Annotated in this window: 9 protein-coding genes; 1 reads left to right on the top strand and 8 read right to left on the bottom strand. The window is 31.4% G+C overall.

Features of this window, described 5'->3' with window-relative positions; genetic code table 11:
• Window positions 1-194 precede the first annotated feature (194 nt).
• The 6 genes from JSS34_07870 to JSS34_07845 form a co-directional block, all read right to left on the bottom strand.
• Complete coding sequence (locus JSS34_07870) at window positions 195-1004, bottom strand: polysaccharide deacetylase family protein (protein ID MBS0186231.1); 810 nt, start codon at window positions 1002-1004, stop codon at window positions 195-197.
• 10 nt (window positions 1005-1014) lie between these two features.
• Entirely contained in the window at window positions 1015-2247 is a 1233-nt protein-coding gene (locus JSS34_07865) for a glycosyltransferase family 4 protein (protein ID MBS0186230.1), read from the bottom strand.
• Between the two features lie 10 nt (window positions 2248-2257).
• The gene (locus tag JSS34_07860; GenBank protein ID MBS0186229.1) at window positions 2258-3079 is read right to left on the bottom strand and encodes a class I SAM-dependent methyltransferase; all 822 of its coding nucleotides are present in this window, start codon (window positions 3077-3079) and stop codon (window positions 2258-2260) included.
• A gap of 35 nt (window positions 3080-3114) precedes the next feature.
• Window positions 3115-4176 (bottom strand): histidinol-phosphate aminotransferase family protein, encoded by a 1062-nt coding sequence (locus JSS34_07855; protein ID MBS0186228.1) that lies wholly within the window; start codon window positions 4174-4176, stop codon window positions 3115-3117.
• Between the two features lie 24 nt (window positions 4177-4200).
• Window positions 4201-5313, bottom strand: coding sequence for a cupin domain-containing protein (locus JSS34_07850; protein MBS0186227.1), 1113 nt, complete (start codon window positions 5311-5313; stop codon window positions 4201-4203).
• A gap of 327 nt (window positions 5314-5640) precedes the next feature.
• The gene (locus tag JSS34_07845; protein MBS0186226.1) at window positions 5641-5970 is read right to left on the bottom strand and encodes a DUF952 domain-containing protein; all 330 of its coding nucleotides are present in this window, start codon (window positions 5968-5970) and stop codon (window positions 5641-5643) included.
• Window positions 5971-6065: 95 nt separating this feature from the next.
• Here JSS34_07845 and rpiB point away from each other — a divergent pair, with 95 nt between their 5' ends.
• Window positions 6066-6503 carry a ribose 5-phosphate isomerase B gene (rpiB, locus tag JSS34_07840; GenBank protein ID MBS0186225.1) on the top strand — a complete coding sequence of 146 codons (438 nt, stop codon included), beginning with the start codon at window positions 6066-6068 and terminating at the stop codon, window positions 6501-6503.
• 111 nt (window positions 6504-6614) lie between these two features.
• Here rpiB and JSS34_07835 read toward each other — a convergent pair whose 3' ends face one another.
• Both JSS34_07835 and JSS34_07830 read right to left on the bottom strand, forming a co-directional pair.
• Window positions 6615-7058, bottom strand: a complete 444-nt coding sequence (locus JSS34_07835; GenBank protein MBS0186224.1) for a hypothetical protein — start codon at window positions 7056-7058, stop codon at window positions 6615-6617.
• Window positions 7059-7198: 140 nt separating this feature from the next.
• The gene (locus tag JSS34_07830) at window positions 7199-7561 is read right to left on the bottom strand and encodes a hypothetical protein (protein ID MBS0186223.1); all 363 of its coding nucleotides are present in this window, start codon (window positions 7559-7561) and stop codon (window positions 7199-7201) included.
• Window positions 7562-7721: the final 160 nt, after the last annotated feature.

The following is a 7721-nucleotide window of genomic DNA, read 5'->3' as shown; positions in this document are numbered from 1 at the left end:
CGCTATTTATATGGTTGCTTCTATCTTTTGGCTCAATTGATGACACGCCCTAGTTTTTACAGAAAATACTGTTTTCTTGAAAGTTTGGTTAAAAAATAAATTTAAAGAAATTATTTGAGAAAATTTTGAAGAAAAAGTTGTTGAAATTTTTTTATGAAAAACGATTCAAAATGTGAGAAAGACAAGATTTGAATTTATTTTAGAATTAAAGGTGCACGATTATAAATTTTAGGACCAATTTTTCCATAATGAAGTTGATAATAAGTCAGAAACCAGATCCTAAAATTATCAAAATTATATTTATCTGAAGGAAGATCTTTTCCAAAGGGGACAGCATAAAAATCCGTGTTTATGTATAACTTATTTTGGAACCATTTTTTTGCTTTTAAAATTTCTTCATCTAATTCTATATGGCTGACTTCTGTTAATTGACGATGAGTCCAACCATGATTATGAATTTCTATGCCGAGATTACGAGCATTTCTTAAATCATCTATAGTGAGAAGATCGAGATGAGAAGGAATTTGAAAATGACAGTCAAAGAAATCTTTTGAAAAAAGTTTAAGAAATGTTTGTCTTTCTTCTTCTGTTGGAAGTTTCGCAATTTTATTTTTAATCTTAATTCTAAACTTTATTTTTTCTTCAAAAGAGTTTAAGAGGTATTCTTCATTTTCCCATATTATTTTGATAGAAGGTGCGTGATCTAAAAATATATTAAGAAGGCAAAACCAATAGAGAATTCTTTCTTCAATATAAAAAGGATTAATAAAGAGACTTACGTCATGCCCAAAATTTCTACAAAGAATTGCAGCCTCAAGAGCACCAAGAAGGGAATCATCTATGGTTAAAGCATCTCCTTTGTTTTCTAATGCTTTTTCTAAGGAAACATATTTTTTTTTACGTGTTCTTAAATGTGTCTTAAAAAGATTATAATCAAGAAAATCTCGGTGGCAAAATTTTTTCTGTGAAAAATTTTGAACAACTCCATGAATTGCATAAATCATTTTTTCTCATTTAATTTTTTGGAAGGTTTGATTGAAATTTTTTGAGCGTTTCTCGTATTACTTTTTCCCATTTTATTTTTTCTGTTTCGAAAGAAAATATGTTTTTAAGAATCATATTATAGTCTTTATCTTGTCTTTGAATTTGATGGGTTTGAATTTTAACTATTATTTTCTCAAGAGCGCTTGTAAATCCTTCAATCTCTCCTGGCAGGCTGAGCTCAATAAACTTAGGATTTAAGAGAGGATAAAAATCTAAAATTTCTGAGCATTGTGTTGTGACCATAGGAATTCCAACACAAAGAGCTTGAATTCTGGCATTAGAACATCCTTCCCCTAAGGTAGGCGAACAATAAATATCACTGTTCAATAAAAGAGTTCTTAAATCTTCTGAAGATTCTACAAAATCACTATAAAAAAAAGAGTTTTGATAATTTTCTTTGAATTTTTCTTTAAGATTTGTCCAGTAGCTTTTATTCTGAGTCTCTGTTTTTCCGAGAATTTTTAATGTCAGAGGATATCCTTTGCTCAAAAGAATTTCAAATGATTTCAAGAGAATATGCGTTCCTTTAGCATAATAAAAACCAATGTCAGAAATAAGAGAGATGGTTTGTTTTTTTTGATAGATCCAGGGCTTTTCTAAAAAGAAAGGTTCTACAGCGTTTGTAATGGTGGAAATTTTTTCATCTACTAAAAAAAGGTCTTTAAGGCTTTCTAATTGCTCTTTGTTTGTCGTGATAATATAATCTGCATTCTTTAAAACGAAATCTATACATCCTATACTGTATAAATTGTAAAGATCGCGACAAAAATCCCATCCTCTAACTGTTACGATATGGGGAATTTTTAAACTTTTTGAAACATGCTGACCAAAAAAGCCGGTGCTCGACATATAAAAGGACACCATGATATGAGGATCATTTGGAAATTCGGAAAGCGTTTTAAAAATTTCATTTTTTAAAATTAAAAACTCTAATTTATGGGCTTCTTTTTCTTTCCATTTATTGTTTTCATATGTATCTGTATAGGATTCGCAGGGTTCAAAAATATCTCTTTTTAAGGTATGTAAGCTTTTTAGTGTAAAAGGCTGATTGTTTATGTTTTCTAGAGTCTCAACATTTCGGACATATAAGTGAACTCTAAAATCAGAAATTGTAGAGAGCGAGCGTGATATTCTCTCTATTGATTTTTCCATTCCGCCTTGAAGTGGAAAAAAGCTATTAGAAACAATGTGAACATGAATCATGAAAAATATCTTATATTATAAGGCTAAAGTTATAAAAAATATCCCCCTTAAATTGATCTATAATTTTAGGTTTTTTAAAAAAACCGATATGATCTTCAATTGGAATAAAACACTCAAGAGCATAAGGGAGATCTTCTACTTTATGATAAAGAAGCCAGTCTTTAAATCCTTGATAATTAAATGTTAAATCTCCAATCAAAATTATTCCTCCTGGCGCTGTAATTCTTTGCATTTCTTGACATGCTTTTCTTTTATCATAAATGTTCAAATGATGGTGGATGTAGGGCGCAATAACGATATCAAAATCTTTCAAATCTTCAGGAAGATTTATAATATTTCCTGAAATTAAAGTAGCATTTTTTAGCGTATTTTTATACTCAAGCGGAGAAAAAGTGTTTGATATTTTACAATCTTGTGCTGCTTCTTCTGTAAACTCAAAAAAACCCTGTTTTGTTAACATAAGCGGCTCAACAAGAAGATCATATAAATAAACTTCCGTTTTTTCTAATAAATCAAAATTTTTTAAAACATTGAGCGTAAAATAACTTGTTATAGAACCAAGAGCTGCTCCTAAATATATAACCTTTAAAGAATTTTTCTTTTTAAGTGAGGAAAGGTTTTGACTCAGAGCAAGCCTTAAAGATTGACACATTTTTTCCTGTATTTCGATTCTTCTTGGCCAGTCTAAGTAATTTCTATCAAAAGGGCTAACCCATCCATTAAACCGAGCCATAGCTGTTTCCAGAAATAATCGGCTATCGAGATAGGGCAGCAATTTAAATTCTGTTTCTGTTAATTTGTAACTTATTCCTTGGGAACTGATATTAGACATTTTTTCCTCATAAAGTTATCTGTAGATTAAATTTTTTAAAAAGAACTGAGAGCTTTTAAAAACATATCATTTTCTGAAGGCTTCCCAATGGTGATGCGAAGGCAGTTTGGAATGATATGCTGGACGTTTTCAACAAGGATGCCTTGCATTAAAAGATGATGATGAAGGTCAGTTGCATTTTTAAGGGTTAAGCATAAGAAATTTGTATCACTTGGATATATTTTTTGAATTTTCGAAAATTGAGTTAATTCTTTTGTAAGCCTTTTTTTTTCTTCTTTAACAAGTTTCCAAGAATTTCGAACAAGTTCTTTTTCAAAAGAAAACTTAAAGAGAGCTTTTTCGATGCTTAATTTTGAAATCGGGTAAGCAACAGAGGATCTTTTTAAACATTCAATGATGGTATGAGAGGCAAAAATTGCGCAGAGCCGTAAAGAAGCCATTCCCCATCCTTTTGATAATCCCCGCACAACAATTAAATTTGAATAAGTGTTTACAAAACGAAGATTTGAAGAGGTTGAAGAAAAGTCAATATAAGCTTCATCAATAATGATTAAAGAATTTTTAAAGCGTTCAAGAGTTTTTTCTATATTGGAAGAATTAATTCGTGTACTTGTTGGATTATTAGGATCACATATAAGAATGACTTTGGGATTAAATTTCTGAGCATTCTCTATATTTAATTCATCAAGATTTTTACCTTCCAAGGAGACTTCATTAAAGCGAAATCCCATTCTATTGCAAATATCTTTATAAAAAGGAAAAGTCGGTGTGAAGGTTAAGACAGAATCCAATGGTTGACAAAAAGTTTCTAAAAGAACACTGACGGCTTCAAGGGCTCCATTTATAAAAAAGGAGTCTATAAGCTTTTTTTTCAAAAAAGATAAAGAAGGGTCATCTTCAATTAAAATGTTTGTATATAAATTTTTTAAGGCTTCACATTCAAAAGGAGGATAAGAATCCTTTTCTAAGAAATGATTGAGATTATCTGAAAGATTAATGTCGGCTTGAATGTTTTGTTTATATTTTTTATAAGGTCCCACAATAGGAAGAGATGATATTTTATCTTCTAATTGGGTTTGGAGAGTTTTGAAAGTCATTTTTAGAATCTTTTTTAAAGTATTTTAAAGAATTTTAGTCTGTAAAAGCTCAGAAATTCTTTCAAACATTTTATTCAACATAGCCCATCCTTCAGTTTGAAGTGTGCTAATGTTTTTATATATTTGCGCGTCTAAATTTTCTAAAAGAGACAGGCCTAAGAGCTCATGATTTTCATCAATGTCTTGATGGATTTTAAAATGAGAAGAATCATTAGATGCGCCCGATATAAAGAAAGGCATATTTTGATAAAAGATTGTCGCACTTGCTTCAATAACGAGATGAACGAGGGCAATTTTTTCAACTTCATCTAAAGACATAATTTTACCAGGAAACCATTCCGCTGTTGCACATAGAATAGGATCCCAACTTGTTTTATGGGTTTTTCTTTCTTTTTGTAAGCTAATATTATGCCCGAATTCTTCTTCCATATGGATATTTGCAATTTTTTGATAAATTTCTTGGGAACAGAAAACAGATCTTAAAAGAACCATTTTTTGAAATGCGTTGGACCATATTTGAAAAAAAGATAAAAAATTTTCTTTTATTTCTTCGGTTTGATTTTTAGGGTTATTTAAAAAGGCAAAAAGCTTGTTATGAGAAAAGTCTTCTTTCAGCGCTTTGTTTAATTTTAAAATACTGGAAAGAGAGGTTGAATTAATTTGATCATTTATAGCAGGCTCTTTTACATCCTTAATAAAGGATACAAGAGGTTGCGTAGAGTTCTCATAGAGGCCACGTTCCTCAAATTGGAGAGAGAGCCCCCAGAATCCTTTATTTTCAAGTCCTATAAATCCGTGAAGGGAGTGAGCAGGTGTAAAAAAAATATCGCCTTCTTGAAGAATTGTTTCAACCTCTCCTAAAGATTTAACTTTTCCAGAGCATACAATGATCATAGAATCTATAGGATGTGTGTGAGGCATTAAAACTTCATTTTCTCCTAAGTGAACCCAGCTTAGAGAAATTCTACCCTGTTCTGGAAGGAATTTTGAAAGTCGAGAATGTTTTCTGAAATCTTTTAAAATACCTAAGAAATATGATTTATGATTGATATCCACTGAGTAAAGGGATGGAATATCGTCTCTGGAAACTAAAAAAGGAGTTTCTTTAAAATGGTGTATGGAATTTGGTTGTAACATAAGGTTTCTTCCTTTATTTTTTTAGATAAGGATTGTTTTTGTTAAACGAACAATTTTTTAAGCAAGTAATAAGGATGTATTGATTTCCTTAGGGAAAAAGCTTAAAACATCAATTTTTCATTTCGTATTATTTTTTTAAGGTGAATTTTTATGTTTTTATATTGTGAAAAAAAACTTAGGAAATAAATCTCAGGAAAAACTACTTAGTTTTTTACAAGCATACGTAAATTAAAGAGCTACCTGCACAAATAATTTAAATATAATCTGTTTTTATAACAGGGCGCTCGACAACTCTTTTCTTTAGGAGAGAGAGAATGTTAAAAAAAATTAAAGAGATGTGTAATCAAAGGTTTGTGGGAAAAAAGGGAGAGCTTCTTCAATGTCTTGAATTTCAAGTTTTTTATAATAATGGGGAAAAATGACTCCTTTAGAATTAGGCTCCCATTTGAGATGGTCTTTAAGACCAGATTCTTTCATTTTAAAAAGAACAAGATGCGATGTATTTGCATAATATTTAAGCGCTGTTGTTTTGACTTGTGATGGTAAACTCATATGAATGAATCCATCTTTTTGATCTCGTTGATTGCCTAAGTAAAATCCTTGTTGTTTAGCTTTTTCCCAAGCAGTGTAATCTGCAATATGGTAAATATAAGGCATTGTTTTGTCCTTAAAAAAATGAGAATGTAAAGGAAAGTTTTATAAAAAGTTCTTTAATAAAACTCTAAACATTTTTTAAGAGGAAGATCAAGGAAATGTCATTAAAAATTATTTGTGGTTCAGATCATGCGGGGTTTTCTTTAAAAGAAATTTTAAAATTGAAAATAACTAAAATGGGCCATGAGTTTGTTGATTGTGGAACACATTCAAGTGAAGAGCCTGTGGATTATCCAGATTATGCGGGTAAAGTTGTTGAGTTTTTAAAACAAGGAACTGGAGATTTTGGGCTTTTGATTTGTGGATCAGGAATTGGAATAAGTATTGCAGCAAATCGGTCTTCAGGCATGCGTGCTGCTCTTTGTTATGATGTTACATCAGCACGCCTTTCGAGACTTCATAACGATGCTAATATCCTCGTTCTTGGAGAAAGACTTATTGGAGCTTATACCGCTGAGGAATGTTTAGAAGCCTTTCTTACGACACCTTTTAAAGGGGGAGAGCGGCATCAAAGACGAATTGACAAGCTTGGGTAATACAAATCAGACGTTTACATTTATTGAGAGTTTCAAGGTGTTCTTTAAAACCCTTAAGAAGAAAAATGTATTTTTCTTCTTAAGGGTTTTAGGTTGATTTTTAGAGTTTTTCTAAGCTTTTCTTTTTTCTGCGCATTGAAGAACATAAGCGCCAACATATCTCTTATCATAGGGGCCATATTTGAATCCTGAATCGCCTTCAACAAGGGATTTTCCCTCCTGGAGAAGGCCCAAACGTCTGTAGGTGTCATCTAAAAAAGTCATCATTGCGGCATAGAGATGGTAATTAAAAGGACAAATTGTTAATACTTTCAAATCTTTCCAGTTGTCAGTTGGGTAATATTTTTCTCTATGAAGACTTGTTGGTTGCCATAACTCAAATTTTTCTTTGTCCTTTTTCATCTCTTCATATCGATTTGTATAATTGTTTTTTTCTTCCTCTAAAAATTGTAGGAGCAAAGCTTGAAAAGTGGTGCTCGATGGTTGTTCTTTTCCTTGAAAGATTTTATGAAATGATTCTGAAATCCTCACGTTCCTAAGATATGTTATGGTCAATCCAAACTGATCTCTTAAGCTGTCAGCAAGTTCGTCTCCCGTTGTTTTAATCTGCTGAGCAAGAGACGCGATTTCTGTGTTAGAAGAGAGAAGGAGATTTGTAGGGGTTGATTCAACATGTGTTGATAATTTTAAAGTCTCTAATTTTTCAAATAAATTGTTAACGGAGGCTTGGCTTGTTTTAATTTTCTCAAAATAAGATAAGGATTTTGATGTTCAGGAGGATTAGAAGCTTTTAAGCGTGTTAAAAGTGTTTGAGAGTCTCTTAAGTCATAACCTGAAAGTGGAAAAAAGTTTTTTGAAGAAGACGAGGTTTCTTTTTCAGATTTAGCCATCTCTCCTTTAAGAACAGCAGAAAAGGTTTGAGCACTTGCAGCTGCTGGTTTTTCTCCTGGAGCTTCCATCCCTGTGTCCATTGCAAAAAGAGGAAGAGAAGAAAGAATCATGCAAAAATAAGAAATCGGAAGACTGTGTAAAAAAGTTTTTTGGGTTGTTTTTAACATGTTAACCTCCTGTAATCAGTTTTTAAATTTCTTTAATTGGACAAGAATTTAAAAAACCTGTCAATAGATCTGCTGCGTAAGTCTTGAAAAGAGATAAGACATTGAAATTTTTGGAGAAATTTGAGAAAAGGTAGGGAACACAAACCCAGCAAGGTAGGTT

It is taken from the genome of Pseudomonadota bacterium (assembly GCA_018242545.1).
Classification (GTDB): Bacteria; Pseudomonadota; Alphaproteobacteria; order 16-39-46; family 16-39-46; genus 16-39-46.
This window is presented reverse-complemented; position numbering and strand designations above follow the sequence as displayed.

Coding starts and splice junctions, on each gene's coding strand:
- JSS34_07860 (MBS0186229.1), bottom strand. CDS start 3,079: ATGTCTAATATCAGTTCCCAAGGAATAAGTTACAAATTAACAGAAACA.
- JSS34_07865 (MBS0186230.1), bottom strand. CDS start 2,247: ATGATTCATGTTCACATTGTTTCTAATAGCTTTTTTCCACTTCAAGGC.
- JSS34_07850 (MBS0186227.1), bottom strand. CDS start 5,313: ATGTTACAACCAAATTCCATACACCATTTTAAAGAAACTCCTTTTTTA.
- JSS34_07845 (MBS0186226.1), bottom strand. CDS start 5,970: ATGCCTTATATTTACCATATTGCAGATTACACTGCTTGGGAAAAAGCT.
- JSS34_07855 (MBS0186228.1), bottom strand. CDS start 4,176: ATGACTTTCAAAACTCTCCAAACCCAATTAGAAGATAAAATATCATCT.
- JSS34_07870 (MBS0186231.1), bottom strand. CDS start 1,004: ATGATTTATGCAATTCATGGAGTTGTTCAAAATTTTTCACAGAAAAAA.
- rpiB (MBS0186225.1), top strand. CDS start 6,066: ATGTCATTAAAAATTATTTGTGGTTCAGATCATGCGGGGTTTTCTTTA.
- JSS34_07830 (MBS0186223.1), bottom strand. CDS start 7,561: ATGTTAAAAACAACCCAAAAAACTTTTTTACACAGTCTTCCGATTTCT.